Below are 24,598 nucleotides of genomic sequence, written 5' to 3'. Positions count from 1 at the left end.
GGGGTTACAGGGCCTGCGCGAACAGGTCGTACTCGCTGGAGTCGGTGATGCGCACGCGCACCATCTGGCCGGGCTGGAGGGGCTGCTCGCTGGTGACGAACACGTTGCCGTCGATCTCCGGCGCGTCGGCGCTGGAGCGGGCGACAGCGTCGCCGTCCTCGTCGATCTCATCGACCAGCACGTCCATCTCGCGGCCTACCTTGGCGGCCAGGCGGGCGGTGGAGATGGCCTGCTGGTGCTCCATGAAGCGTTCCCAGCGCTCCTGCTTGACTTCGTCGGGCACCGCGCCGTCCAGCTGGTTGGCGGGCGCGCCTTCCACGGGCGAATACTGGAAACAGCCCACGCGGTCCAGCTGGGCCTCGCTCATCCAGTCCAGCAGGTACTGGAAGTCGTCCTCGGTCTCGCCGGGAAAGCCCACGATGAAGGTGGAGCGTATGGTCAGGTCCGGACAGTCCTGGCGCCACTGCTTGATGCGCGAGAGCGTGCGGTCTTCGAAGGCGGGGCGCTTCATGGCGCGCAGCACGGAGGGGCTGGCGTGCTGGAAGGGAATGTCCAGGTAGGGCAGGACCTTGCCTTCGGCCATCAGGGGGATGATGTTGTCCACGTGCGGGTAGGGATACACATAGTGCAGCCGCACCCAGGCGCCCAGCTCGGACAGGGCGGCGCTCAGGTCCACCATGCTGCTCTTGACGGGACGGCCGTTCCAGAAGCCGGTGCGCTGGCGGATGTCCACGCCGTAGGCGCTGGTGTCCTGGGAGATGACCAGCAGTTCCTTGACGCCGGCCTTGACCAGGCGTTCGGCCTCGCCCAGCACATCGCCCACGGGGCGGCTGACCAGCTTGCCGCGCATGGACGGGATGATACAGAAGGAGCAGCTGTGATTGCAGCCCTCGGAGATCTTCAGGTAAGCGTAGTGGCGCGGGGTCAGCTTGACGCCCTGCGGCGGCACCAGGTCCACGTAGGGGTTGTGCTCGAGCGAGGGCGGGGCGGCTTCGTGCACCGCGCGCACCACCTGTTCATACTGCTGGGGGCCGGTGACCGACAGCACCGAGGGATGCACGTCGCGGATGACGCTTTCTTCCACGCCCATGCAGCCGGTGACGATCACCCGGCCGTTCTCGGCCAGGGCCTCGCCGATGGCCTCCAGCGACTCCGCCTTGGCGCTGTCGATGAAGCCGCAGGTGTTGACCACCACCACGTCGGCGTTGTCGTAGCTGGAGGTGATCTGGTAGCCGTCGGTGCGCAGCTGGGTAAGAATGCGTTCGGAGTCCACCAGGGCCTTGGGGCATCCCAGGCTCACGAATCCGACTTTGGGGGCGGTCATAGAGGGTCCTTCTGGAGCCGGATGGCTCGAAATTGGCAAATAGGGTTGATTTTAACGTCCTGCGTGTTCAAGCGCGCCGGTCTTTGGTTTGCGGGCCGGCCAATGCGTCAAATAGTGCTAAAGTCGCAGACATATTTTTCTTTACTACCGGTTTTCCAGTGTCCGACACGCACCTTTCCCCATCCCTGCCCTTGTCCGAAGTCCTGCTGCTCAGCGCCCGCCATGTGGAGGGCGTGCTGGCGGGCAAATCGCTGTCCGACAGCCTGGCGGCCACGCCGGCGCCTGCGCGGGCGGCGGTGCAGTCCGTCAGCTTCCATGTGCTGCGCCGCCTGGGCCATGCGCGCCAGATACGTATCACGCTGGTGCCGCGCCAGCCGGGTAATCCCTGGCTGGACGCCTTGCTGATGGTGTCGCTGGCGCTGCTGGATACGGCCATGCGCGTGCAGGCCGACGCGCAAGCCTTCGCCGACCGGCCCGACGTGCCGGTATACGCGGTGCATACGGTGGTGGACCAGGCGGTGCGCGCCGCCGACAGCCAGGCCGCGCTGCGCCAGTCCAAGGGGCTGGTCAATGGCGTGCTGCGCCGCTTCACGCGCGAGCGCGAAGCCATTTTAACGCAGGTCGAGTCCCGCCCAGAAGCCCGCTGGAATCATCCGGGCTGGTGGGTCAAGGAATTGCGCCGCGCCTATCCGCGAGACTGGGAAGCACTGTTGCAGGCCGCCAACCGCCCCGGTCCGCTGACGCTGCGCGTGAACCAGCGCCGCTGCACGGTGGAACGGCTGCGCGCCGTGCTGCAGGAGGCCGGCATCGCGTCCAGCTCGCCCGGCCAGGGCGCGGTGACCCTGGACAAGGCCTTGCCGGTGCATGCCATTCCGGGCTTTGACCTGGGCTGGTGGTCGGTGCAGGACTGGTCCGCCCAGCAGGCCGGCCTGCTGCTGCCGCTGCGCGACGGCATGCGCGTGCTCGACGCCTGCGCGGCGCCCGGCGGCAAGACCGCCCATCTGCTGGAGCAGGCGGACCTGTCCCTGCTCGCCCTGGATTCGGACGCCGAGCGCCTGCAGCGTGTCTCGCAGAACCTGCGCCGGCTGGGGCTGGACGGCGAGCATGTGAGGGTGGCGCAGGGCAACGCCGGCCGTCCCGCGCAATGGTGGGACGGCCGGCCTTTCGACGCCATCCTGGCGGACGTGCCCTGCACGGCCTCGGGCATCGTGCGCCGCCATCCGGACATACGCTGGCTGCGGCGCGAGTCCGATGTGGCCGACACCGCCCGTCTGCAGAGCACCATTCTGGACGCTTTGTGGTCCACCCTGCGAGTGGGCGGCCACCTGCTGTATTCGACCTGCTCGATCTTTCCGGCCGAAGGCCAGCAGCAGGTGGAAGCCTTCCTCGCCCGCCACGGGGAAGCCGAGCTGCTGCCGTCTCCGGGCCAGATCCTGCCCGGCGTACCGGGCAGGTCCCTGGCCGATGGCGACGGCTTTTTCTATGCTTTATTTACGCGTCGCGCTTGAGCCGTCACAATAAGGGTTCCGACTTTGTTCTTCTTGCGGTTGATCCCGATGTGGCGCGTTCTTCTGTCCTTCCTGCTGCTTTTCCACTGCGCGCTGACGTCTGCCGAAGACATCGTGCCGGTCGCGGCATCGGGAGAGCGGGTGGTCAAAGTGGAACCCCACATCCGGGACGAGAAGCTCTACATCGACGCCGACATCGAATTCGAGCTCAGCGACGAATTGCGCAACGCCGCCGAGAAAGGCGTGCCGCTGTATTTCACGGCTGAAGTCGAAGTGGCCCGACCGCGCTGGTGGTGGTTCGACAAGAACGTTGTCAAGGAGCAACAGACCTGGCGGGTCGTGTACAACGCCCTGACCCGGCAATGGCGCGTGGGCACCGGGGACCTGTCCCTGCCGGAATCAACCATGAACGACGCGCTGGACATGCTGCGCCACATCCGCGGCTGGGCCGTGGCCTACGTGGCCGACCTGGACCATGACCTGGAATATCACGGCCGCCTGCGCCTGCGGCTGGATACCTCCCTGCTGGCCCGTCCTTTCCAGGTGGATGCCATCAACAGTTCTGCATGGTCGCTTGCTACTCCATGGAAAACCTTTTCTTTTTCCGTCTCCGTCGCCGAGCCCCGGCCTTGATCCGCTGGGTTCTGCGCACCGCCCTGGCCGGGGCGGCGGTCAGCGCCCTGGCGCTGTTCTCCCTGCTGGTCTGGTCCACGGGCAACGCTTCGCGCTACGCGCAGCAGTACGACCTGCTGCTGGTGCTCAACGGCGTGCTGGCCGCCACCCTGATCTCCTGGGTGCTGCTGCTGACCGCCCGCCTGGTGCGGCAGATACGCCGACGCCAGTTCGGCGCGCGCATGACGGCGCGCTTCGCATTCTATTTCACCCTGATCGGCATCATCCCCGGCGTGCTCATCTACATCCTGTCGGTGCAGTTCATGTCGCGCTCGATCGAATCCTGGTTCAACGTGCGCGTGGACACGGCGCTCGAGTCGGGCTTGAGTCTGGGGCGCGCCGCGCTCGACTCCCAACTGAACGAGCTGGAGGGCAGGGCGTACGAGATGGTGGCCGCGCTGAACAAGTCCGATGGCGCGCAGTACAGCAACCTGCTGACCACCCTGCGCGAGAACAACGGCGTGTCCGAGGCCATGATTTTTTCCAGCAACGGTCGTCTGCTGGCGTTCTCCTCTTCCCGATACGATACCTTGCTGCCGGACATGCCGCCTTCCAGCGTCATGAACCAGTTGCGCATCTCCCGCCAGTATTCGGCGGCCGAGGTGGACGACGACCAGCCCGTGTCCGACGGAGCCGTCGACGAAAGCGGAACGCCGGTGGAATCCACCGGCCTGCGCCTGCGTACGGTGCTGCCGCTGGGCGAGGCCAACCGGTTCACCGCTTCGCTGGGCGGCAACGCCGACGCCCGCTGGCTGCAGGTGATCCAGCCGGTGCCGGACAAGATCGCTCGCAATGCCAATCAGGTGCAGCAGGGCTTTCGCGACTACCAGGAGCTGGCCTTGTCGCGCCAGGGCCTGCGCAAGCTGTACGGCATCACTCTGACCCTGGCGCTGATCCTGGCCGTGTTCACGGCCGTGGCCGCCGCCCTGGCCCTGTCGCGTCGCCTGACTCGTCCCTTGCTGACGCTGGCGGCGGGCACCCAGGCCGTGGGCGTGGGGGACTACCGGCCCCTGCCAGAACCCCCCGCCAAGGACGAAGTGGGCCAGTTGACCCGCTCCTTCAACGCCATGACCCGGCAACTGGACGAAGCGCGCCGCATGGTGGAGAAGAACCGGCTGCAGCTGGAACGTTCCAACGTCTATCTGGAATCGGTGCTGAGCAATCTGTCCAGCGGGGTGCTGGCCTTTGACGAGATGTTCCGCGTCACCATGTTCAACCAGGGCGCGCAACGCATCCTGCACGTGGACCTGCGGGCCATCAAGGGTCGGCCGCTGGAGACGCTGGACGGCGCCCTGAAGTTCGCCACCGTGATCCGCGAGGCCTTCGCCGCGCATCAGGCCATGGGATCCGAGCATCCCTACTGGCAGCAGCAGTTCGAACTGGAGATGGGCGAGGCCAACGAGGCGCGCGACACCATCGTCACCGTGCTGGCGCGCGGCACACTGCTGCGCGTGGACGGGCAGGCCACGGGCTACCTGGTGGTCTTCGACGACATCACCGACGTGATCTCGGCCAGCCGCCTGGTGGCCTGGAGCGAGGTGGCGCGCCGGCTGGCGCACGAGATCAAGAACCCGCTCACGCCCATCCAGCTCTCGGCCGAGCGCCTGGCCATGAAGCTGGAGTCGCAGCTGGACGAGACGCACGCGGCCATGCTGCTGCGCTACACCAATACCATCGTGAACCAGGTGGGTTCGCTCAAGAAGATGGTGGAAGATTTCCGCGAGTACGCGCGCAAACCCGCCACCCAGATGCAGGACATCAACATCAATTCGCTCATCACGGAAGTCCTGACGCTGTACGGCTGGGATCCGGTGGATGGGATGGTGCGCGACGACGGCTACAGCGTGGCCATCGATGTGGAACTGGATCCGGATCTGCCTCCGATACAGGGCGATCCCACGCAGTTGCGCCAGGTCATCCACAACCTGCTGGCCAACGCCCGCGAGGCCGCCGCCCATGATCAGTCGCTTGACCAGGCGCGGGTATTTGTTAAAACCATGATGGCGGGCGTGGAAGGGTCGGATTCACCGGCCGCGGTGCGCTTCGTGGTCTCGGACAACGGACCGGGCTTCGATCCCCAGATGCTGGCGCGGGTTTTTGAACCCTATGTAACCACCAAGCCCACCGGCACCGGACTGGGACTTGCTATAGTTAAGAAAATCATCGAGGAGCACGGCGGCAGGATCGATGTCTCCAACCGCCGTGAGGGGGGCGCACGCATTTCCATCCTCTTAACCCGGCTTGCCGGCCAGCATATTCGTCTGGACTCTGGGCGGCAAGCAAACGATAATGCGTAAAAAGTACGTAGGTGACGCTATATGGCCAGAATTCTGGTAGTTGATGACGAAATCGGCATTCGCGAACTCTTGTCGGAAATTCTCTACGACGAGGGGCACACCGTTCAGCTGGCGGAAAATGCCGCCCAGGCTCGCGAGGCCCGCCTGCGCGGCCGTCCCGATCTGGTCCTGCTGGACATCTGGATGCCCGATACCGATGGCGTCAGCCTGCTCAAGGAATGGGCTTCCCAGGGGCTGCTGGACATGCCGGTCGTCATGATGAGCGGTCACGCCACCGTGGACACGGCTGTGGAAGCCACGCGCATCGGCGCCGTGGATTTCCTGGAAAAACCCATCACCATGCAGCGCCTGCTCAAGACCGTGTCCGCCGGCCTGGAACGCACCGTCGCGCCCAAGGCCCTGGCCGCCGCCCGTCCGGCCGCCAACGGCAACGAGCGCCGGCCCGACGCCCCGGCCGCGCCTGCCGCTCCCGGCCAGCCGCCGGCGGTGGCCGCGCCCGAGCCTGAAGTGGACGAATCCCAGCTGGGCAGCATTTCCCTGGACCTGCCCCTGCGCGAAGCGCGCGATGAATTCGAGCGCATCTACTTCGAATACCATCTGCGCCGCGAGAATCACAGCATGACCCGGGTGTCCGAGCGCACCGGCCTGGAGCGCACTCACCTGTACCGCAAGCTCAAGCAGCTGGGCATCGACTCGTCCCGCAAACGCAATCAGTCCTGATCCAGTGGCAACACGAAGAAAAGCCCGCGCTTCGCGGGCTTTTCTTCTTTGGCGGCAGCGGCGCCGGCGCGCTTAGAGGCCGTGGGCATAAAGACATAACCTCTGCTTCGTTTTCCCCTTGATAGCGGGTGCTTAGAATGGTCCGGCGCCCCGAGCCGGCGCCCCATCGCCTGCGCTTTTCCCGAGGATCCATGAGCAATACATCGACAACCATCCGCAAACATACCGTAGCAGTCATCGGCGCCGGCGCCGGCGGCGCGGCCGTGGCGGCCCGCCTGCGGCGCCAGCAGGCCGACCTGGACATCGCCGTGATCGATCCGTCCGAGCATCACGATTATCAGCCTGCCTGGACGCTGGTCGGCGGCGGCGCCTGCCGCGCCCAGGACACGCGCCGGACTCTGCGCGACTGCCTGCCCGCCACGGTGAGCCACATTGCCCGGCGCGTGGTCCGGCTGCTGCCCGAGGAAAACCGGGTCGAGCTCGATGACGGTACGAGCGTCGCCTACGACTATCTGGTCGTGGCGGCCGGCATCCAGATCAACTGGGATGCCATCGAAGGCCTGGCCGAATCGCTGGGCAAGAACGGCGTCACCAGCAATTACCGATATGACCTGGCTCCCTACACCTGGGAGCTGGTCCGGCAGTTCACGGGCGGCACGGCGATCTTCACGCAGCCGGCCGGCGCGGTGAAATGCCCGGGGGCGCCGCAAAAAGCCCTGTATCTGGCTGCCGATCATTTTCGGAGCCAGGGCGTACGGCCGCACAGTCTGCAGTTCCGCAGCGCCGGTCCCACGGTGTTCGGGGTGCCGTTCTATGCGCAGGCCCTGGAAAAGGTCATGGCGGCGTATGACGCCGACACCCGGTTCGGGCAGAACCTGGTGCAGGTGCGCGGCCAGGACAAGATAGCCGTGTTCGAGTCCGTGGTGGACGGACAGCCCGTACGGGAAGAAGTTGCCTATGACCTCCTGCACGTGGTGCCGCCGCAGTGCGCGCCGGACTTCATCCGCCAGAGCGCGCTGGCCGACGCCAACGGCTGGCTGGAGGTCGACAAGAATACGCTGCGCCATCCGCGCTACCCGAACGTGTTCGGCCTGGGAGACTGCACATCCACGCCGAACAGCAAGACGGCTGCCGCCATCAAGAGCCAGGCCCCGGTGCTGGTCGGCAATCTGTTGAGCGCCCTGCGCGGCGGCGGGCAGGTGCATTCCTACGACGGCTACGCCGCCTGTCCCCTGACCACGTCCAGAGGCAAGGTGCTGCTGGCGGAGTTCACCTATGGCGGCACGGTCGCCCCGAGCCTGCCCCTGGATCCGCGTGTGCCCCGGCGCCTGTATTGGGGCCTGAAGCGCTCCTTCCTGCCCTGGTTTTATTGGAACGTCCTGATCAAGGGACGCAGCCTGCCTGTCATCGCTCACAAGCCGCGCCAATTCCAGGCCGGCGTGCCGACCGTCCAGCCCTGAGCCCGCATCTTGCGGATCCAGAAAAAAGGAACCCCCTGGAGCAGGGCGGTTCCTTTTTTGTTCAGTAGCGCTGTCTCAGAGAGCGGGCGCGGCCAGCGGCATGGGCAGGGCCTGCAGCTTGGCCACGGTGTCCAGGCAGGTGCGGGCGGCTTCCTGGCCCTTGATCACGAAGTGGCGATGGAAATAGTCGTGGTGCTCACGGCCATCATGGAAGTGGTGCGGCGTCAGCACCACCGAGAACACGGGCACGCCGGTTTCCAGTTGCACCTGCATCAGGCCCTGGATGACGGCCGTGGCCACGAAGTCGTGGCGGTAGATGCCGCCATCGACGACCAGGCCGGCCGCCACCACGGCGGCGTATTGGCCCGATTGCGCCAGACGCTTGGCATGCAGGGGGATTTCAAACGCGCCGCCGACCTCGAAGAAGTCGATCTGCGCGGGATCCTGGCCCAGCGCGCGCACTTCGTCGACGAAGCCCTGGCGGGCCTGGTCCACGATGTCCTTGTGCCAGCATGCCTGGATGAAAGCGATACGGGGAGCCAGCTGGCTGGCGGGGGTGAAGCTGTTCATGGTGATTTCCTGTTTCAAGACAGCAAACAGGGCTTGCAGGAAGCAGGATAGGCAATCGGCCGACGTCGGACGCAGGCCCGGCGTGGTGGAGAGATCTGTATCCCGTTCTCTCTTCATCCGGACTGTTACCGTCGGCTCCGGAATCGCACCGGATCTGCTGTCCCTGGCCATGGGCCAGGCGCTCGCGGGCTAGGTCAGGAACCTGTTCATGCATTTGCCATGAACAGGTTCCAGGGCCATTACCGCCGGTGGGGACTTGCACCCCGCCCTGAGAACGCAGCCGGCCATGGGGCCGGCCGAACAAGTTTACCTCTAAACAGATGGTTTGTCAGAGAGGGCCTGGCGCGGCGCCTCAGGGCTTGGGACGGCGGCCTATGGTGGAGATGGGCACGCTGACTTCGCCCTGCATGCCGCGCTGGCTGCGGGCGCGCCAGGCGTGGCCATAGGCCACTTCCAGGGTGAGGTGCAGCGTGCCGTCCATGTGGCGCTGTTTTTCCAGCGCCTGCAGCAGGCGCTGACGCCACTGCAGGCTGCTCAGGCCTGGCCTGCGGCCGATGTGCGGGTTGCCGCCCAGGATGCGCAGGTCGTCCAGCAGCTTTTCCGCAGTGCGATAGGTAAGGGTGATGATCTCCTGGTCCATCACGGGATCGGCGAAGCCGTTTTCCAGCAGCAGGTCGCCGAAGTCGTGCATGTCCACGAATTCCATGCTGTGCGTCCCCAGGTCGGCCTGGGTCATGGCGCTGCGCAGCTCGGCCAGAGAGCCGGGGCCCAGGCACGAGAACATGACCAGGGTCTCGGGCTTGAGCAGGCGCCGCCATTCGGCCAGCACTCGATGCGGCTCGGGATGCCAGTGCAAAGCCATGTTGGACCAGATCAGCTCCTGGCTTTCGGCGGGCAGGCCGCTCTGGGCCAGATCCGCCTGCACCCAGCTGGCGGCCGGCGTGGGCTGGTTGCGCAAGCGTTGCCACAGACTGGGCTTGGATTGGTAGCGTTCGCGTGCGGTCTCCAGCAATCTGGCGCTGCGGTCCAATCCGACGTAGTTCATGTCTGGATAGCGGGAGCGCAGCGGCTCGAGCGCGTGGCTGGCGCCGCAGCCGGCATCCAGGATGTGGGCCGGCTGCAGGCGTATCAGGGCCAGCCGGGAGAGCATGCGCTGGGCGACTTCCCCGTACAGGAACTGGGCCTGGTCCAGGGGCGCGCGACGGTCGAACTGCTGTTCGACGTGGACGGGATTGATGGGCAGCGAGGGTAACTGGGACATGTTTGCGCAAGTGGCGCTGGCGCGGATCCCGGTCTCGTGGTGTGATCAGGCCAGCGTATTTCCGTAAGGACAACAAGTTATTATGGCGCATCCCCCGCCGCCGCGCGACCTGCAACCCCTGGCCTTGTGGCGTCATTTTCCGGCCAGGCCCTGCCTGTTGTGCGGCTTGCGCTCGACGTCAGGCGCCTTGTGCGGGCTGTGCCGGCAGGCGCTGGGACCTCGTCCGGGCTGCGTGCGGTGCCCGCGCTGCGCGCTGGCCCTGCCGCCCCTGGCGCTGCTGGCCTGTCCTGATTGCGGCGCCGGGCAGGTATCGCTGTGCTCCACGGTGGCGGCTTTCGATTACGAACATCCTGGCGACATGCTTATCCATGGGCTTAAAATTTCGCATCAGCTGGAGGTCGCACCGGCCTTGGCCGAACTGATGGTCGATCAGTGGCGGCGCTGCGGCCCCGGCCTGGGCCCCGATGCCTGGGTGATCCCCGTTCCGCCCAGGCCGCAGGCCTTGCGCCGCCGCGGCTTCAGCCCCAGCGCCGTGCTGGCGCGGCGGGTTGCTCGCCTGCTGGGCCTGCGGATGCGGCCCGGCGTCGTGCGCTGGGCGGGAGCCCGGGACCTCGTTCAGAAGCGGCTGGGCAGGCAGGCGCGCCGCGCCGCCATGCGCGCCGCTTTCGTGGCCGCAGACGGGCTGCGGGGCCGGGAGCTGCTGCTGGTGGACGATGTCCTTACCACGGGCGCTACGCTCGATGCATTGGCCCGGGCCTGCCGGACTGCGGGAGCGCGGTCGGTCCACGCCCTGGTGGCGGCCCGCGCTCCCTGGACCGTGGCTGTACCTTAAATCATGCCTGGCCGCTTTGGCGGCGTTTTTTCTGGATGCTTCATGTTTCATATCGTGCTGGTCTCACCCGAAATCCCGCCCAATACGGGCAATGTCATCCGCCTGGCCGCCAATACCGGCAGCGCGCTGCATCTGGTGCGGCCCCTGGGTTTCGAGCTGGAGGACAGCAAGCTGCGGCGCGCCGGCCTGGACTACCATGAATGGGCGCAGGTGCGCGTGCACGATGACCTGCAAGAAGCCCTGCAGGCCACGGGCGCGGCGCCGGGCCGCTGTTTCGCCCTGACCACGCGGGGCAGCCGCCTGATCGGCGGCTCATCTTTCCGGCCCGGCGACGCCTTCGTGTTCGGCCGCGAAACCGCGGGACTGTCCGCCGAGCAACTGGACCTGTTCGCGCCGGAGCAGCGCATCCGCCTGCCCATGAGGGCCGGCCAGCGCAGCCTGAACCTGTCCAATGCCGTGGCGGTCTGCGTCTTCGAAGCCTGGCGCCAGGCCGGCTATGACGGAGGCGTATGAACGGCGATCCTGACCGGCGTCCATGAAAAAAGCCGCTTCCCGGGAAGCGGCTTTTTCTTCTGAGGGACCGGCGATTATTCCAGCGACAGTTTCAGGCGCTCGATCACGGCGTCCCAGCGGGCCTTGTCGGCGATGATCTTGTCGGTCATTTCCTGGGGCGTGGACGGTTCGGACGAAAAATAGAAGGCGTTGAGCTTGGCCTTGATGTCCTCGCGCTGCAGGATGGCGGTGACTTCCTTGTTCAGGCGGGCCACCACGTCGTCGGGCGTATTGCTGGGCACGAAGAAGGCGTCCCAGGAGATGGCCTCGAAATTGTCCAGTCCGGCCTCGACCATGGTTTCCAGGCCGGGCAGCAGTTCGCTGGGCTGCAGCGAGGTGATGGCCAGAGCCTTGACCTTGCCGGCCTGCACCTGCGGCATGGCGATGCCCGGCACCATGAAGGCGGCGTCGATGTCGCCGGCGATGATGGCGGTCAGGATCTGCGGAAATCCCGAGTAGGGGATCTGCTCCAGCTTGATGCCGGCGGCGTGCTCGAGCATGGCCATGGCCAGGTGGGCGGAGCTGCCAGGCCCTACCGTGCCGTAGTTGAGCGCGCCGGGGCGGGACTTGGCCAGTTCGATGAATTCCTGGACGCTGTTGGCCGGCGAGTCGGCCGGAACCACCAGCACGTTCGGGCTGGTGCCTATCATGGAGATGGCTTGCAGGTCCTTGAGCGGATCGTAGCCCAGCGTGGTCTTGTACAGCGTGGGGGCGGTCACCATGGGGCCGTTGATGGTCAGCAGCATCGTGTAGCCGTCCGGCTTGGCGTGCGCCACGAAACGGGTGCCGATGTTGCCGCCCGCGCCGGGGCGGTTGTCCACGATGACGGGCTGGCCCAGAGCCTGGGCCAGAGGCTCGGAGATGGCGCGCGCCAGCGCATCCGGAGAGGAGCCGGCCGGGAAGGGCACGATCATCTGGATGGGGCGCTCGGGCCAGCTGGACTGGGCCGATGCCGAGGCGGCCGTCAGGCCGGCGCAGGCCAGGCCCAGCAGTGATTGGGATATCAAGCGGCGAAAGCTTGCTAGCAATGACATGGTTCGGTCTTCAAAAATAAGTACGAATTCGCTCTTGGGCGCAAGGGATGGGCTCGCGTCCGTGTCGGCGCAGCCTTGGACGGGCGGCGCCCCGACGGGTGTTCAACTGCTTTCCTGCTTGGCCCCGCGCGCCAGCAGTTCGCTGACTGCCTGGCGGGGCGAGAGTTGGTGAAAGAGGATCTGGCAAACTGCTTCGGTGATGGGCAGGTCGACGTGATGGGCGCGGCCCATGGCCAGCGCCGCGCTGGCGCAGCGCACGCCTTCGGCGGTGATGCCGGTGGCCAGGATGCTGTCCAGGCTTTGGCCGGCGCCCAGCGCCAGTCCGACCTGGCGGTTGCGCGACAGCTCGCCGGTGGCGGTCAGGACCAGGTCGCCCAGGCCGGCCAGGCCGAAGAAGGTTTCGGCCTGGCCGCCCAGGGCCACGCCCAGACGTTGCATCTCGGCCAGGCCGCGCGTGATCAGGGCCGCGCGGGCATTGTGTCCCAGGCCCAGCGCATCGGCGATGCCGCAGGCGATGGCCATGATGTTCTTCAGGGCGCCGCCCACTTCCACGCCTATGATGTCGCTGCTGGTGTAGAGCCGCGCCTGGGTGCCGTGCAGCGCGTCCAGGGCCACATGGGCCATGGCGGCGGGCTCGCTGGCCAGCGTCAGGGCCACGGGCAGTCCCTTGGCCACTTCCAGTGCGAACGAGGGACCCGAGAGCACGGCGCGCCCCAGCCAGGCATGATCCGGCAGGTTCTGCTGCGCGATCTGGTGCGGCAGCAGCCCGCTTTCATGCTGGAAGCCCTTGCAGGTCCAGACCACCAGCACGGGCTGGCGGCGTCCGGCGGGCAGGTGGCGCGCCAGGTCCAGGCAGGTCTGGGCCAGGCCGCGCACCGGTACGCCCAGGATGATCAGCGCAGGCGCGGAATCGTCGCCCAGCGCGAAGGCCATGGCCTGCGAAAGCTGGTCGGCGGCCTGCAGGTTTTGTGGCAGGGCGAGCCCGGGCAGATAGTGTTCGTTGCGGTGCCGGGTGTTGATCTCCTGCGCCGTGGCAGGGTTGCGCGCCCACACCAGGGTGGGGGCCTGGGCGCAGGCCAGGGCGGCCAGCGCCGTTCCCCAACTGCCCGCGCCCAGGACGGCGACGCGAGGGGTGGTGCGCGCTTGCGGCACGATCAGGCCTGCAGGGGCTGGTTGCCGGACTGTTCAGCGCCTTGCGCCAGACGCTGCTCGTACAGGGACTGGAAGTTCACTTCCGTCAGATGCAGCGGGGGCAGGGACGTGCGGTTGATGGCATCGGCCACGGCGGCGCGCAGGTAAGGGTAGAGCATGGTCGGGCACACGATGCCCAGCAGCGGGTCGAGCTGTTCGGCGGGGATGTTGGCGGCTTCGAAGATGCCGGCCTGGGTGGTCTCCACCAGGTACATGACCTTGTCGCCGATACGGGTGGTCACGGTGGCGGTCACCGTGCTTTCGTAGACGGTGTCGGCCAGGCGCTGGCCGCCGACATTGATGGACACTTCAACGGTGGGGGCCTCCTGCTCCAGGAAGATCTGGGGAGCATTGGGCATTTCGATGGACATGTCCTTGATGTAGGTGCGCTGCAGGCTGAAGCTGGGTTGCGCTTCCTGGTCGGCGGCGGTCTGGGTGTTCTGGTCGGCCATGGTGGGTCCTATGGGGTGAGAGAGTGGTAAGTAAAAGAATCAGGCGGAAAGCAGCGGCAGCAGGCCGCCTTCGCGGTCCAGGGCGGCCAGGTCGTCGTAACCGCCGACGTGAGTGTCGCCGATATAGATCTGGGGTACGGTGCGTCGGCCGGTGCGTTCCATCATGATGGCGCGCTGCTCGGGCTCGCGGTCGATCAGGATCTTGTCGATCTCGGTCACGCCGCGCTGCTTGAGCAGCATTTCGGCGCGCACGCAGTATGGGCACACCATCGTGGAGTACATCGTTACTTTTGCCATGAGTACCTCGTGGAGCGTTGGCTTACGATTTTTTGACGGGCAGGCTGGCCTGCATCCAGGCCTGGATGCCGCCTTCCAGCGTGTAGACTTCCTGCAGGCCGTGCTTGCGCAGCACGGCCACGCTGCGCGGCGCGCTGCGGCCGGTGTCGCACACCAGGATGACGGGCTTGTCCTTGGGCAGGCTGGCGGCCTTGGCGTCCAGGTCGGCGGCGGGGATGTTGCGGGACTGCGCAATGGAGGCGGCCTTGAACTGGTCGGCGCCGCGCAGGTCGATCAGCACGGCCTCTTTCTGGTTTACCATTTGTACCGCTTCGGCGGTTGAAACAGCCCGTCCGGCACGGCCTTTGAAAAAGCTGGGCATTAACAGCATAATGCCGGCAACCAGCGCAATTGCTAAAATTAGAAGATTATTCTGACTTAATATGAAGTCCACGTTAAATCCTGTTGAGTGCCAAGAAAAACAAGAAAAAGGGCGGGATCACACGATTATAGAGTGGCGCCGATTTTTCAACCTCGAGGCTGTTTTTACCATGTATAAACTTGTACTGATGCGACACGGCGAAAGCCAATGGAACCGGGAAAACCGGTTCACCGGCTGGACCGACGTCGATCTTACCGAAACCGGGCGCCAACAGGCAAAGCAGGCAGGTGAGCTGCTCAAGGAAAACGGCTATGAGTTCGACCTGGCTTTCGCGTCGGTACTCAAGCGCGCCATCCGTACGCTGTGGATCGCCCTGGATTCCATGGACGCCATGCACACGCCCGTAGGACTGAGCTGGCGCCTGAACGAACGCCATTATGGTGCTTTGCAGGGCTTAAATAAAGCCGAAACCGCACAAAAATACGGCGAGGACCAGGTGCTGGTCTGGCGCCGCGCCTACGCCATCGCTCCCGATCCGGTGGGCGAGGACGATCCGCGCAATCCGCGGTTCGACCGCCGCTACGCGCGCGTGCCGGCCGAACAGCTGCCGCGCACAGAATGCCTGAAGGACACGGTCGCCCGCGTGGTGCCGTTCTGGGAGGAGTCCATCGCGCCAGCCATCCGCTCGGGCCGCCGCGTGCTGGTCACGGCTCATGGCAACAGCCTGCGCGCCCTGATCAAGCACCTGGACGGCATCTCGGACGAGGACATCGTCCACCTGAACATCCCCACCGGTCAGCCGCTGGTTTATGAACTGGACGAGAACCTGCGTCCCATCCGTCATTACTACCTGGGCGACCAGGAAGCCATCCAGGCCCAGATGCAGGCCGTGGCCAACCAGGGCAAGGCCCATCAGTAATGCGGCGCGCCGGCTTCTGCCTGCTGCTGGCTGCCTGGGCCCTGCCGGCCCTGGCCGCCGACCCTGACCTGACCGCGCGCCAGGCCCAGGCACAGAAGCAGCAGGCGGAGCTGCGCCAGAAGATCGACGCGCTGCGCAAGTCCATCGACAGCAGCGAGGGGTCGCGCCGGGACGCCGCAGGCGCCCTGCGCGAATCCGAACAGGCCATCTCCGACATAGACCGCCGCCTGGCGCAGCTGGAGCGGCGCCAGGAGGAACTGCACGGGCAGCTCCAGGTCCTGGGCCGGCAGATCGCCGAGCAGCAGGCCCTCAAGGCCCGGCGCCAGCAGGAGCTGGCCGAGCAGCTGCGCACGCAATATGCGAACGGCGTCTCGCCCTGGGCCGCCCTGTTGTCGGGCGACGACCCCAACGCCATCAATCGCGAGCTGTATTACCTGGGCTATGTGTCGCGCCAGCAGACCGAACAGGTCCACAAGGTGCGGCGCACCGTCGAACGGCTGGACCGCCTCCAGCAGCAGGTTGCGGCGCGCGAGAAAGAACAGCAGCAACTGGCCGCCGAAGCCGTGGAGCAGAGGGCGGCCCTGGAAGAACAGAAGGACAAGCGCGCCAAGGTGCTGGCGGACATCAGCGCCGAGCTGGATCGCCAGCGCGGCGAGGCTTCGCGCTTGCAGCAGAACGACAGACGCCTGGGCGAGCTGATTTCCGGCCTGGAGGTGGAGATCGCCCGCCAGGCGGAACTGGCGCGCAAGGCCGAGGAACAGCGCCGGCGTGAAGCCGCCCGGCGCGCCGAGGAGGCCCGCCGCGCCGAGCTGGCGCGCCAGGAGGCGCTGCGGCGCAAGGCGCGCGAGGAGCAGGCCGCCCGCGAACAGGCGCGTCTGGAACGGGAACGCGAATTGCTGGAGCGCGCCCGCGCCACCCAGCCCGCGCCGCCTCCCGCGCCGCCGCGCAGTCCATCCGCGGCGCCGGAGCCGGAAGCGCCGCCAGCGGCACCTCCGCCAGCGGCACCTCCGCCATCCACTTATCGGCCGCCCGCCGAGCACGAGCGCTTGCTGTCCGACAGCCTGGATGCGCCGTCCGAGCCCAGTCCGGCCATCAGCAGGCCGGAGCGGCCGGCGGTGCGCGAAGTGGAAGCCGTGCAGGAGGAGCCGGCGCAGGCCCGGCCCGCCGTGGAGCCCGAAGGCGGGTTCCGGGGGCTGGCCCGGGGCCTGCCGTATCCGGTGCGCGGCCAGGTGCAGGGCAAGTTCGGCGCCGCGCGTCCCGACGGCGGCATCTGGCGCGGCATCGTGCTGCGCGCCAACGCCGGCACGACGGTGCGCGCCGTGGCTCCCGGCCGGGTGGTGTTCGCCAACTGGATGTCGGGCTTCGGCAACCTGCTCATCATCGACCATGGCCGCGACTACCTGAGCGTCTACGCCTACAACCAGAGCACGCTCAAGCAGGTGGGCGACATCGTGGGGCGCGGCGAGGCGGTGGCCCGCGTGGGCGCGACCGGCGGGCAGGTGGAGCCCGGCCTGTATTTCGAATTGCGCCACCAGGGCAAGCCCATCAATCCGCAAGTCTGGCTCGGCCAGTAAGATCGTAAACAGCTTCCAAGCGCCGCGCACCCGTCTGCGTATCGGTAAATTTGCATTGGTTATCAACGGACAGGCTGCTAGTATGGCTTTTTGGGCTACTCTATAATGCTTGGGCGGGCCGACAGGAACATCCCGGCCCAGTCTTGAATCTGAATTAATGGGAATGTGCATGGGCACTCGAAGGTTTGGCAGCATCGGTCTGGTGGCAGCAGGCGCCGTGGGCGGCATTTTGATCAGCCTGGGCATTACCGCAGCCGCCCAGCGTGGCGAGCCCTTGCCGTTGCGCGAACTGCAGCAGTTCGCCAATGTGTTTGCCGCCATCAAGAATACATACGTGGAGCCCCTGTCCGACCAGGCCCTGATCAACAATGCGATCAAGGGCATGTTCAACGATCTGGATCCGCACTCGGCCTACCTGGACGCCGACGCCTTCAAGGAAATGGAAGCCATGACCCAGGGCGGCTTCGGCGGCCTGGGCATCGAAATCGGCAGCGAGGACGGCATGCCCAAGGTGATCTCCCCCATCGAGGACACTCCGGCCGCGCGCGCCGGCATCCTGGCGGGCGACATCATCACGCACATCAATGGCAAGCCCACCAAGGACATGACGCTGAACGACGCCATCAAGCAGATGCGCGGCGAACCCAAGACGTCCATCAAGCTGACCATCCGCCGTGCCGGACGCGAAAAACCCATTGAATTCCAGCTCGTGCGCGACCTGATCAAGGTGCGCAGCGTGCGCTCCAAGATGCTGCCCGGCGATGTGGCCTACGTACGCATCGCCCAGTTCCAGGAACGCACCGCGGCCGACCTGATCAAGCAGCTGGCCACCGTCAACAAGGGCGCCGGCGCGCCCAAGGGGCTGGTCATCGACCTGCGCAACGACCCGGGCGGCCTGCTCGAGAGCGCCATCGGCGTGTCTTCGGCCTTCCTGGAGCCCGGCGCCCTGGTGGTGTCCACCAAGGGCCGCATCCCCTCGTCCAACCGCGAGTACTACGTCAAGCCCATGCAGTCCGTTCTGGGCGAGCTGGATGCCGACGCCGACATCCTCAAGCAGGTCGACTGGCTCAAGAAGGTGCCCGTGGTGGTGCTGGTGAACGTGGGTTCGGCTTCGGCGTCCGAGATCGTGGCCGGCGCCCTGCAGGACCACAAGCGCGCCACCATCATCGGCAATCGCACTTTCGGCAAGGGCTCCGTGCAGAGCGTGGTGCCGCTGTCCGACGACGCCGGCCTGAAGCTGACCACCGCCCTGTACTACACGCCCAGCGGCCGCTCCATCCAGGTGACCGGGGTGGAACCGGACGTGGTGGTGGACGACACCGCCCAGGGCAACCTGTTCCGCCTGCCGCGTGAAGTGGACCTGAAGCGCCACCTGCTCAACAGCAAGGTGGACGAGGAGGCCGACGGCGCCAAGGCCGAAGAAGGCTTGAATCCCGACCTCAAGATGTTCGAGTTCGGCGGGGACGACGACTTCCAGCTGCAGCAGGCGCTCAATCAGCTGGCGGGCCGCCCCGTCAAGAAGAACGACCCCGCCAAGGTGGCGGCCGCCAAGCAGGCGGCCCAGGACGCCAAGGCCGGGGAAGAGGCCGCCGCTGAAAAAAAAAGTCCGCTGAATGATCAACCGCGCATCGAGCGCTTCCGCATCACGCCCAAGGGCGTGGAGCCGGTGACGCCCTGATCGCGAGCGTGCAGACGTGGAAGATCAGCAACTACTGCGCTATGCGCGGCATATCCTGCTCGACGAGTTCGGCGTGGAAGCCCAGGAACGCATCCTGGCTTCCCACATCCTGGTCGTAGGCGCCGGCGGCCTGGGCTCGCCGGTGGTGGCCTACCTGGCGGCCTCGGGGGTGGGCAGGATGACCCTGGTCGACGACGACCAGGTGGAACTGAGCAACCTGCAGCGCCAGATCGCCCATACCACCGACAGGCTGGGATGGGACAAGGTGGAGTCCGCCAGGGTCCACATCCATCAGCTCAATCCGGAAGTCCAGGTGCAGCCGGTGGTGCAGCGTCTGGACGATGCGGCCTTGATGCACTGGGTCGGGCAGGTGGACCTGGTGCTGGACTGCTGCGACAACTTCGCCACGCGCCATGCCATCAATCGGGCCTGCGTGGCCCATCACAAGCCGCTGGTCTCGGGCGCCGCCATCCGCTTTTCCGGGCAGGTCAGCACCTATGACCTGCGTCAGCCGCAGGCTCCGTGCTACCACTGCCTGTTTCCTGAAGCCGACGATGTGGAAGAGCTGCGCTGCGCCACGACGGGCGTGCTCTCGCCCTTGCTGGGCATGGTGGGCAGCGTGCAGGCCGCCGAGGCCCTGAAGGTGCTGGGCGGCTTTGGCGAGCCCCTGGTGGGCCGCCTGCTCAGCGTGGACGCCTTCAACATGAACTGGCACACCGTGCGCTTTCGCAAGGATCCGGGCTGCCCGGTCTGCAGCGCGGCCGAGTCGCTTTAAGACATCCCCCTATTTTCGGGAGCAGAGCCGCCGTGCCGGTGATTGCCCAGCTGGGCGATCCGGCTGATGCGGCTGTCCACGTACTGGTTGCGCCCTCGATGCAGGGCGCTGAAGGGCGTGCCCGCGTTGTAGATGTGTATGGTGCGCATGCCCAGCTGACGGGCGCTTTTCAGGTTGCGCAAGGTGTCTTCGACCAGGATGATGTCGCGCGCCTGGGCCTGCAGCACGGCCAGAGTCTGGCGCATGAGCGCGCGCGAGGGCTTGGGCCGGTAGCGGCCCTGCAATTGCATGTGCTCGATGGCCCAGATGCCGTCGAAGACGGGCAGCAGGTTCAAGGCCTTGAGCACCCGGCGGGCATATTCCAGCGGTGCGTTGGTCAGCAGCAGCTTGTAGCCCGGCAGGCGACGCACTTGCGCCGGCAGGCCTTTCTCCGCACTGAGCAGGGCCGGCACGTCGAAATCGTGGGCGTGCTTCAGGAAGGCCGCCGGATCGGCGCCGTGATGGCGGTGCAGGCCTATCATGGTGGCGCCGTAGCGCTGCCAGTATTCCATGCGCAGCCGGTCCGCCGTGTCCATGTCCACACCCAGGGTCTGGGCCACGCCGATGCGCATGCGCTGGTCTATGGCCTGGAAGATGCCGCCGGAGGCATTGTGCAGGGTGTTGTCCAGGTCGAACAGCCAGATGGGGCCGCCCTGGCGGCAGGCCGTGAGGGGCCGCGCCCAGGGATGGGCGCGGATTGGGTCGCGCATATCGGTGTCGGCAGGCTTTAGTGCGAGCTGATCATGGTGCCCACGCCGCGATCGGTCAGGATCTCCAGCAGCAGGCAGTGCGGCACGCGGCCGTCGATGACGTGCACGGAATTGACCCCGTTGCGCGCAGCGTCCAGGGCCGAGGATATCTTGGGCAGCATGCCGCCGGAGATCGTGCCGTCGGCGAACAGTTCGTCGATGGTCTGGGCCGACAGGCGGCGCAGCAACTGACCGCTCTTGTCGAGCACGCCGGGCGTGTTGGTCAGCATGACCAGTTTTTCAGCGCCCAGTACTTCAGCCATCTTGCCGGCGACCACGTCGGCGTTGATGTTGTAAGCCTGTCCGTCCTCGCCGTAGCCGATGGAGGAAATCACGGGGATGAACTGGTCGTCCTGCAGCGCCTTGACCACCTCGGGCTGAATGCGCTGGATGTCGCCCACGAAGCCGATGTCCAGGAGCTCCCCGGGGTGCTCGGCGTCGGGCAGCATCTTCTTGGTGACCTGGATCATGCCGCCGTCCTTGCCGGTCAGGCCCACGGCCTTGCCGCCGGCCTCGTTGATCATCATGACGATGTCCTGCTGCACCTGGCCGCCCAGCACCCATTCGACCACTTCCATGGTCTCCGCGTCCGTGACGCGCATGCCCTGGATGAAGGTGCCTTCCTTGCCGATGCGCTTGAGCGCGTCGTTGATCTGGGGGCCGCCGCCGTGCACCACGACGGGGTTCAGGCCCACCAGCTTCAGGAGCACGACGTCATGGGCGAAGCTGCGCTGCAGGGCTTCTTCGGTCATGGCGTTGCCGCCGTATTTGATGACCACCGTCTTGCCGTGGAAGCGGCGGATGTAGGGCAGGGCCTCGGACAGGACCTCCGCTTTGACGGTGGACGAGTAATTCTGCGAATCTGTGGTGCTCATTGACGCGCTCACTTGAAGAAAACCCGGGTCCACTGCTGGCACCCGGGGTTGTATGTGGCTGGGGCGAAAGTAAAGATCAGCTGCTGGACAGGGCTTTCTCGACCGTGGCGATGAATTCCTGCTTGTCGTAATTGCCCAGGTATCGCTTGATGATGTGGCCCTGCTTGTCCAGCAGGAAGGCGGTAGGGGTCAGGCGCACGTCGCCGAAGGCCTTGGCGATCTCGCCCGTGTCGTCGTGGGCGACCGTGAACGGCAACTGGCGCGACTGGGTGAAGTTGCGCACGTAGTTGATGGGGTCGTGCTTCATGGCCACGGCCACGATGTCGAAGCCCTTGCCGGACAGGGCGTTGAAATTGGCGATGTTGTCGGGCATCTGCGCCACGCAGGTGGTGCAGTCGGTGGCCCAGAACTTGACCAGCACCACCTTGCCGCGCAGGTCTTCGGTGTGGAAGGTCTTGCCGTTCAGGTCGGTGAAGGCCACGTTGGGAGCGCTGGGCTTGGAGTCGGACATGGTCCAGACTCCCAGGCCCACGGCTGCCGCCACGGCGACGGCGATGATCAGTACTTTTTTCATTGCACAGGCATGACTTCGACGGAGGTGGCGGCGGGGGCTGGCTCAGCAGCCGGCGCCGGAGACGGAGTCGTCTTTTGCGTGTTGCTGGACAGCGGCTGCGCCAGGCTTTCGGCGCTGACGTATTCGAACAGCTTGACGACCTTGTTCACGCCAGGCACGCCTGCGGCCGCAATGGCGGCGCGTTCGCCTTCGTCCTGGGTGACGCGTCCCTGGAGATAGACCACGCCGCGCTCGGTGGTGACCGAGATGGTGCGGCTGGGGACTTCCTTGGTGTTGATGAGCGCGGTGCTGACCCGGGTGGAAATCCAGGAGTCGTTGGAGCGTACGCTCAGCGGGGTGGGTTCGCCCACGCGCAATTCGTTGACCACGCGGGTGACTTTCTCGACCTGCGATACCAGGCGGCCGGCCTCGGCCTTGTCGGCTTCGGTGGGCACGTCGCCCGTCAGCAGGGCCACGCCTGCGTAGGAAGACGTGTTGATGCGGCCTTCCTTGTTTTCCAGCAGGCGGCGCGTTTCCGAGCCGGCCTTCATGACGATGGCCCTGTCCTCGACCTGTTCGCCGGTGGTGCGCCGGTCCGTGGCGACCGCGGCGGTGGTGGCGGCGGCGCCGCCCACGACCAGCAGGCCGCAGCCCGACAGGGACAGCAGGGATCCGGCCAGTAGGCCGGCGATGATCAGACGGTTGTTCTTCATAGGGGGTCTCCGAGCAGCAGGGCGTCGATGCCGTCGCACATGGCGTGCAGCAGGACGATGTGGACTTCCTGGATGCGCATGGTCCGATCGTGGGGCACGCACAGGTGGATGTCGGTGTCGGAGAGCAATTCGGCGATCTTGCCGCCGCCCTTGCCGGTCAGGGCGATGATGACCATGTCGCGCTCGCGCGCCGCTTCGATGGCGCGGATGACGTTGGGCGAGTTGCCGCTGGTGGAGATGGCCACCAGGATGTCGCCGGTCTGGCCCAGGGCGCTGACCTGGCGTTCGAACACGCTGTCAAAGCCGTAGTCGTTGCCGACGGCGGTCATGATGGAGGTGTCGGTGTTGAGGGCGATGCCCGCCAGCGGCAGGCGGTCGCGTTCGAAGCGACCGACCAGTTCGGCGATGAAGTGCTGGGCGTCCGCCGCCGAGCCGCCGTTGCCGCAGGCCAGAATCTTGCCGTCGTTGGCCAGGGTGGCGAACAGCAGCTCCACGGCCGCGGCCAGGGGTTCGGCCAGTTCGCGGGTGCTGGCTTTGAGGGTGTCGACGGAATCGTCGAAATGCGATGTCATTAAGGCGATAAGGTCCATAGCGCGCATTATCGCATGGAGAATTTCGCCGTGGGGCAGGCAGATCGTGTCATGTTGAAAAAAACGCAGCCGTATTGAAAAGACTATGACAGGCCCGTTTCCGGAAGGTTCCCGGGGCAGGGGATCGAGAGCGTTTTCACTGGTCGGCGAAGGCGTTGCGTATCCAGCGCAGCGACTCGCCTTCGATGGCGATCACATCGAAGCGGCACGGCGGCAGCCGCCCCTGGAAATGGCGCCGGGCCAGGGCCGGCAGCCATTGGCGGGCGGCCAGGATCAGACGGCGCTGCTTGTCCCGGTTTACACTGGCAAGCGCCCCGCCGAAACGATGCGAATTGCGCTGGCGCACTTCCAGGAAGACCAGATGCTCTTCGTGCCACAGCAGCAGGTCGATCTCGCCGCCGCGGGCGCGCAGCTGGCGCGCCAGGATGCGCGCGCCATGCCGCTGCACGTGGTCGGCGGCGCGCTGTTCCGCCCGGTCGCCGCGTTGCTGGCTGGGGGAACGGCGCTCCGAAGGGGCTGCAGGAGCGGGGCGAGCGCGCCGCAGGCGGCGCAGCGCGCGTTCCTGGGCCCGGCGGGCCTGTTCGAAAGGATTCATGGGCACTCAATGACAACGATGTTTAGACAGGATTTAGCATGAGCGACACAGAGGGCCGCATACCGTCGGCCGGGGCCTGGCAGGGCATGATGGACAAGGTCAGGGGCCAGGTCTGGCCCGAGGCCTGCCTGTATGTGGTGGCCACGCCCATCGGCAATCTTGGAGACCTTACCCTGCGCGGCTGGCAGGCGCTGGAACAGTGCGACATTATTGCGGCGGAGGACACGCGCGCAACGCGCCCCTTCCTGCAGGCCTGGGGCATACAGACGCCGCTCATGGCTGCGCATCGGCACAACGAGGCCCAGGCGGCCTCGGCCATCATCGAGCGACTGGCGCAGGGCCAGAGAGTGGCGCTGGTCTCGGATGCGGGCGCGCCCGCCGTCAGCGACCCGGGCGCGCGCGTGGTGCGCGAAGTGCGGCAAGCCGGCTACCGGGTCGTGCCGCTGCCGGGGGCCTCGGCTGTGATCGCGGCGCTGATGGGCAGCGGAGCGACCAGCGACGAAAATCCGGCCTTTGCCTTTGCGGGCTTCATGCCGTCCAAGGCAGTGGCGCGCCGCAAGTGGCTGCAGCAGTGGGCAGGCCTGGACATGCCGGTGCTGATGTTCGAGTCGCCGCATCGCCTGCGGGCGGCCGTGCGCGACATGGAACAGGTCTGCGGGCCGCAGCGCCGCCTGACCTTCGCGCGCGAGCTGAGCAAGCGTTTCGAGCAGATCCATACCGTGCCCCTGGGGCAGGCCGAGCAATGGCTGGCCGAGGACGGCCATCGGGAGCAGGGCGAGTTCGTGCTGATCCTGCACGAGGCCCCGCGCCAGGAGCATGATGCGCCGGAGCTGGATGCGGCCACGGAGCGCTGGATGTCGGCCTTGCTGGAGCAGGTGTCGCTGCGCGATGCGGCGCGCATCGGCAGCCAGGCCAGCGGCGTGCCGCGGGATGTGCTGTACGCCTGGGGCCTGGCGCGCCAGGCCCGGGAGGACCGGTCCGGCGATTGAGCCGGCGCTTGCGCCGTT

At 66.4% G+C, this 24,598-nt stretch carries 26 protein-coding genes and 1 riboswitch; of the genes, 12 read left to right on the top strand and 14 right to left on the bottom strand.

Annotation, left to right across the window (positions count from 1 at the left end; translation table 11 throughout):
* Positions 1 to 4 precede the first annotated feature (4 nt).
* Positions 5 to 1,324 (bottom strand): 30S ribosomal protein S12 methylthiotransferase RimO, encoded by a 1,320-nt coding sequence (gene rimO / locus ACF3ND_RS15880; protein ID WP_394062155.1) that lies wholly within the window; start codon positions 1,322 to 1,324, stop codon positions 5 to 7.
* Between the two features lie 158 nt (positions 1,325 to 1,482).
* On the opposite strand from rimO, the gene rsmB reads away from it, so the two are divergent.
* The 5 genes from rsmB (at position 1,483) to ACF3ND_RS15855 (ending at position 7,981) form a co-directional block, all read left to right on the top strand.
* A complete protein-coding gene (gene rsmB / locus ACF3ND_RS15875) occupies positions 1,483 to 2,832 on the top strand; it encodes a 16S rRNA (cytosine(967)-C(5))-methyltransferase RsmB (protein ID WP_394062153.1) in 1,350 nt (449 codons plus the stop codon).
* A gap of 48 nt (positions 2,833 to 2,880) precedes the next feature.
* Complete coding sequence (locus ACF3ND_RS15870; protein WP_394062151.1) at positions 2,881 to 3,465, top strand: DUF4390 domain-containing protein; 585 nt, start codon at positions 2,881 to 2,883, stop codon at positions 3,463 to 3,465.
* A complete protein-coding gene (locus ACF3ND_RS15865; protein WP_394065853.1) occupies positions 3,465 to 5,801 on the top strand; it encodes an ATP-binding protein in 2,337 nt (778 codons plus the stop codon). Before ACF3ND_RS15870 ends, ACF3ND_RS15865 begins: the two co-directional genes overlap by 1 nt.
* A 21-nt stretch (positions 5,802 to 5,822) precedes the next feature.
* Positions 5,823 to 6,521, top strand: a complete 699-nt coding sequence (locus tag ACF3ND_RS15860; RefSeq protein ID WP_394062149.1) for a response regulator — start codon at positions 5,823 to 5,825, stop codon at positions 6,519 to 6,521.
* Between the two features lie 191 nt (positions 6,522 to 6,712).
* Positions 6,713 to 7,981: an FAD/NAD(P)-binding oxidoreductase gene (locus tag ACF3ND_RS15855; protein WP_394062147.1), complete on the top strand. Its 1,269-nt coding sequence runs from the start codon at positions 6,713 to 6,715 to the stop codon at positions 7,979 to 7,981.
* 75 nt (positions 7,982 to 8,056) lie between these two features.
* Here ACF3ND_RS15855 and ACF3ND_RS15850 read toward each other — a convergent pair whose 3' ends face one another.
* On the bottom strand, positions 8,057 to 8,551 hold the full coding sequence (locus ACF3ND_RS15850; RefSeq protein ID WP_394062145.1) for a 6,7-dimethyl-8-ribityllumazine synthase: 495 nt from the start codon (positions 8,549 to 8,551) through the stop codon (positions 8,057 to 8,059).
* Positions 8,552 to 8,651: 100 nt separating this feature from the next.
* Positions 8,652 to 8,831, bottom strand: a riboswitch (FMN riboswitch).
* A 72-nt stretch (positions 8,832 to 8,903) separates the two neighbouring features.
* Positions 8,904 to 9,812 (bottom strand): methyltransferase domain-containing protein, encoded by a 909-nt coding sequence (locus ACF3ND_RS15845; protein ID WP_394062143.1) that lies wholly within the window; start codon positions 9,810 to 9,812, stop codon positions 8,904 to 8,906.
* An 82-nt stretch (positions 9,813 to 9,894) separates the two neighbouring features.
* Here ACF3ND_RS15845 and ACF3ND_RS15840 point away from each other — a divergent pair, with 82 nt between their 5' ends.
* On the top strand, positions 9,895 to 10,644 hold the full coding sequence (locus tag ACF3ND_RS15840) for a ComF family protein (protein WP_394062141.1): 750 nt from the start codon (positions 9,895 to 9,897) through the stop codon (positions 10,642 to 10,644).
* Positions 10,645 to 10,686: 42 nt separating this feature from the next.
* Positions 10,687 to 11,157, top strand: coding sequence for a tRNA (cytidine(34)-2'-O)-methyltransferase (locus ACF3ND_RS15835; protein ID WP_394062139.1), 471 nt, complete (start codon positions 10,687 to 10,689; stop codon positions 11,155 to 11,157).
* 74 nt (positions 11,158 to 11,231) lie between these two features.
* Here ACF3ND_RS15835 and ACF3ND_RS15830 read toward each other — a convergent pair whose 3' ends face one another.
* The 5 genes from ACF3ND_RS15830 to ACF3ND_RS15810 form a co-directional block, all read right to left on the bottom strand.
* Positions 11,232 to 12,230, bottom strand: a complete 999-nt coding sequence (locus ACF3ND_RS15830) for a Bug family tripartite tricarboxylate transporter substrate binding protein (RefSeq protein ID WP_394062137.1) — start codon at positions 12,228 to 12,230, stop codon at positions 11,232 to 11,234.
* Positions 12,231 to 12,332: 102 nt separating this feature from the next.
* Positions 12,333 to 13,382, bottom strand: a complete 1,050-nt coding sequence (locus ACF3ND_RS15825; RefSeq protein ID WP_394062135.1) for an NAD(P)H-dependent glycerol-3-phosphate dehydrogenase — start codon at positions 13,380 to 13,382, stop codon at positions 12,333 to 12,335.
* 2 nt (positions 13,383 to 13,384) lie between these two features.
* Positions 13,385 to 13,873: a protein-export chaperone SecB gene (gene secB / locus ACF3ND_RS15820; protein ID WP_394062133.1), complete on the bottom strand. Its 489-nt coding sequence runs from the start codon at positions 13,871 to 13,873 to the stop codon at positions 13,385 to 13,387.
* Between the two features lie 39 nt (positions 13,874 to 13,912).
* The gene (gene grxC / locus ACF3ND_RS15815; protein WP_394062131.1) at positions 13,913 to 14,170 is read right to left on the bottom strand and encodes a glutaredoxin 3; all 258 of its coding nucleotides are present in this window, start codon (positions 14,168 to 14,170) and stop codon (positions 13,913 to 13,915) included.
* A 22-nt stretch (positions 14,171 to 14,192) separates the two neighbouring features.
* Positions 14,193 to 14,603, bottom strand: a complete 411-nt coding sequence (locus ACF3ND_RS15810) for a rhodanese-like domain-containing protein (RefSeq protein ID WP_394062129.1) — start codon at positions 14,601 to 14,603, stop codon at positions 14,193 to 14,195.
* A 97-nt stretch (positions 14,604 to 14,700) separates the two neighbouring features.
* Here ACF3ND_RS15810 and gpmA point away from each other — a divergent pair, with 97 nt between their 5' ends.
* The 4 genes from gpmA (at position 14,701) to ACF3ND_RS15790 (ending at position 19,477) form a co-directional block, all read left to right on the top strand.
* Entirely contained in the window at positions 14,701 to 15,450 is a 750-nt protein-coding gene (gene gpmA, locus ACF3ND_RS15805; protein ID WP_394062127.1) for a 2,3-diphosphoglycerate-dependent phosphoglycerate mutase, read from the top strand.
* Positions 15,450 to 17,024, top strand: a complete 1,575-nt coding sequence (locus ACF3ND_RS15800; RefSeq protein ID WP_394062126.1) for a murein hydrolase activator EnvC family protein — start codon at positions 15,450 to 15,452, stop codon at positions 17,022 to 17,024. The genes gpmA and ACF3ND_RS15800 overlap by 1 nt, the downstream gene beginning before the upstream one ends.
* A 169-nt stretch (positions 17,025 to 17,193) precedes the next feature.
* On the top strand, positions 17,194 to 18,702 hold the full coding sequence (locus ACF3ND_RS15795; protein WP_394062124.1) for a S41 family peptidase: 1,509 nt from the start codon (positions 17,194 to 17,196) through the stop codon (positions 18,700 to 18,702).
* Between the two features lie 16 nt (positions 18,703 to 18,718).
* Positions 18,719 to 19,477 carry a HesA/MoeB/ThiF family protein gene (locus tag ACF3ND_RS15790; protein ID WP_394062122.1) on the top strand — a complete coding sequence of 253 codons (759 nt, stop codon included), beginning with the start codon at positions 18,719 to 18,721 and terminating at the stop codon, positions 19,475 to 19,477.
* Here the strand turns inward: ACF3ND_RS15790 and ACF3ND_RS15785 are convergent.
* From ACF3ND_RS15785 to ACF3ND_RS15760, 6 genes are all read right to left on the bottom strand, one after another.
* Positions 19,474 to 20,226: a pyrimidine 5'-nucleotidase gene (locus tag ACF3ND_RS15785; RefSeq protein WP_394062120.1), complete on the bottom strand. Its 753-nt coding sequence runs from the start codon at positions 20,224 to 20,226 to the stop codon at positions 19,474 to 19,476. The genes ACF3ND_RS15790 and ACF3ND_RS15785 overlap by 4 nt on opposite strands.
* Positions 20,227 to 20,243: 17 nt before the next feature.
* Positions 20,244 to 21,140 (bottom strand): acetylglutamate kinase, encoded by an 897-nt coding sequence (argB, locus tag ACF3ND_RS15780; protein WP_394062118.1) that lies wholly within the window; start codon positions 21,138 to 21,140, stop codon positions 20,244 to 20,246.
* Between the two features lie 76 nt (positions 21,141 to 21,216).
* Positions 21,217 to 21,714 carry a TlpA family protein disulfide reductase gene (locus ACF3ND_RS15775; protein ID WP_394062116.1) on the bottom strand — a complete coding sequence of 166 codons (498 nt, stop codon included), beginning with the start codon at positions 21,712 to 21,714 and terminating at the stop codon, positions 21,217 to 21,219.
* Complete coding sequence (locus tag ACF3ND_RS15770) at positions 21,711 to 22,406, bottom strand: BON domain-containing protein (RefSeq protein WP_394062114.1); 696 nt, start codon at positions 22,404 to 22,406, stop codon at positions 21,711 to 21,713. Before ACF3ND_RS15770 ends, ACF3ND_RS15775 begins: the two co-directional genes overlap by 4 nt.
* The gene (locus tag ACF3ND_RS15765) at positions 22,403 to 22,996 is read right to left on the bottom strand and encodes a phosphoheptose isomerase (RefSeq protein ID WP_394062112.1); all 594 of its coding nucleotides are present in this window, start codon (positions 22,994 to 22,996) and stop codon (positions 22,403 to 22,405) included. Before ACF3ND_RS15765 ends, ACF3ND_RS15770 begins: the two co-directional genes overlap by 4 nt.
* Positions 22,997 to 23,132: 136 nt before the next feature.
* Positions 23,133 to 23,591 carry a YraN family protein gene (locus ACF3ND_RS15760; protein ID WP_394062110.1) on the bottom strand — a complete coding sequence of 153 codons (459 nt, stop codon included), beginning with the start codon at positions 23,589 to 23,591 and terminating at the stop codon, positions 23,133 to 23,135.
* Between the two features lie 38 nt (positions 23,592 to 23,629).
* On the opposite strand from ACF3ND_RS15760, the gene rsmI reads away from it, so the two are divergent.
* The gene (rsmI, locus tag ACF3ND_RS15755) at positions 23,630 to 24,580 is read left to right on the top strand and encodes a 16S rRNA (cytidine(1402)-2'-O)-methyltransferase (RefSeq protein ID WP_394062108.1); all 951 of its coding nucleotides are present in this window, start codon (positions 23,630 to 23,632) and stop codon (positions 24,578 to 24,580) included.
* Positions 24,581 to 24,598: the final 18 nt, after the last annotated feature.

Origin of the sequence: Alcaligenes sp. WGS1538 (assembly GCF_043187505.1) — a bacterium.
Lineage (GTDB): Bacteria > Pseudomonadota > Gammaproteobacteria > Burkholderiales > Burkholderiaceae_B > Alcaligenes.
Note: the sequence above shows the minus strand (reverse complement) of the source record. Positions and strands in the feature narration are given on the sequence as shown.

Coding starts and splice junctions, on each gene's coding strand:
- ACF3ND_RS15775 (WP_394062116.1), bottom strand. CDS start 21,714: ATGAAAAAAGTACTGATCATCGCCGTCGCCGTGGCGGCAGCCGTGGGC.
- rimO (WP_394062155.1), bottom strand. CDS start 1,324: ATGACCGCCCCCAAAGTCGGATTCGTGAGCCTGGGATGCCCCAAGGCC.
- ACF3ND_RS15840 (WP_394062141.1), top strand. CDS start 9,895: ATGGCGCATCCCCCGCCGCCGCGCGACCTGCAACCCCTGGCCTTGTGG.
- ACF3ND_RS15760 (WP_394062110.1), bottom strand. CDS start 23,591: ATGAATCCTTTCGAACAGGCCCGCCGGGCCCAGGAACGCGCGCTGCGC.
- ACF3ND_RS15765 (WP_394062112.1), bottom strand. CDS start 22,996: ATGGACCTTATCGCCTTAATGACATCGCATTTCGACGATTCCGTCGAC.
- ACF3ND_RS15850 (WP_394062145.1), bottom strand. CDS start 8,551: ATGAACAGCTTCACCCCCGCCAGCCAGCTGGCTCCCCGTATCGCTTTC.
- ACF3ND_RS15870 (WP_394062151.1), top strand. CDS start 2,881: ATGTGGCGCGTTCTTCTGTCCTTCCTGCTGCTTTTCCACTGCGCGCTG.
- ACF3ND_RS15845 (WP_394062143.1), bottom strand. CDS start 9,812: ATGTCCCAGTTACCCTCGCTGCCCATCAATCCCGTCCACGTCGAACAG.
- ACF3ND_RS15860 (WP_394062149.1), top strand. CDS start 5,823: ATGGCCAGAATTCTGGTAGTTGATGACGAAATCGGCATTCGCGAACTC.
- rsmI (WP_394062108.1), top strand. CDS start 23,630: ATGAGCGACACAGAGGGCCGCATACCGTCGGCCGGGGCCTGGCAGGGC.
- ACF3ND_RS15795 (WP_394062124.1), top strand. CDS start 17,194: ATGGGCACTCGAAGGTTTGGCAGCATCGGTCTGGTGGCAGCAGGCGCC.
- grxC (WP_394062131.1), bottom strand. CDS start 14,170: ATGGCAAAAGTAACGATGTACTCCACGATGGTGTGCCCATACTGCGTG.
- gpmA (WP_394062127.1), top strand. CDS start 14,701: ATGTATAAACTTGTACTGATGCGACACGGCGAAAGCCAATGGAACCGG.
- secB (WP_394062133.1), bottom strand. CDS start 13,873: ATGGCCGACCAGAACACCCAGACCGCCGCCGACCAGGAAGCGCAACCC.
- argB (WP_394062118.1), bottom strand. CDS start 21,140: ATGAGCACCACAGATTCGCAGAATTACTCGTCCACCGTCAAAGCGGAG.
- ACF3ND_RS15800 (WP_394062126.1), top strand. CDS start 15,450: ATGCGGCGCGCCGGCTTCTGCCTGCTGCTGGCTGCCTGGGCCCTGCCG.
- ACF3ND_RS15785 (WP_394062120.1), bottom strand. CDS start 20,226: ATGCGCGACCCAATCCGCGCCCATCCCTGGGCGCGGCCCCTCACGGCC.
- ACF3ND_RS15770 (WP_394062114.1), bottom strand. CDS start 22,406: ATGAAGAACAACCGTCTGATCATCGCCGGCCTACTGGCCGGATCCCTG.
- ACF3ND_RS15855 (WP_394062147.1), top strand. CDS start 6,713: ATGAGCAATACATCGACAACCATCCGCAAACATACCGTAGCAGTCATC.
- ACF3ND_RS15835 (WP_394062139.1), top strand. CDS start 10,687: ATGTTTCATATCGTGCTGGTCTCACCCGAAATCCCGCCCAATACGGGC.
- ACF3ND_RS15830 (WP_394062137.1), bottom strand. CDS start 12,230: ATGTCATTGCTAGCAAGCTTTCGCCGCTTGATATCCCAATCACTGCTG.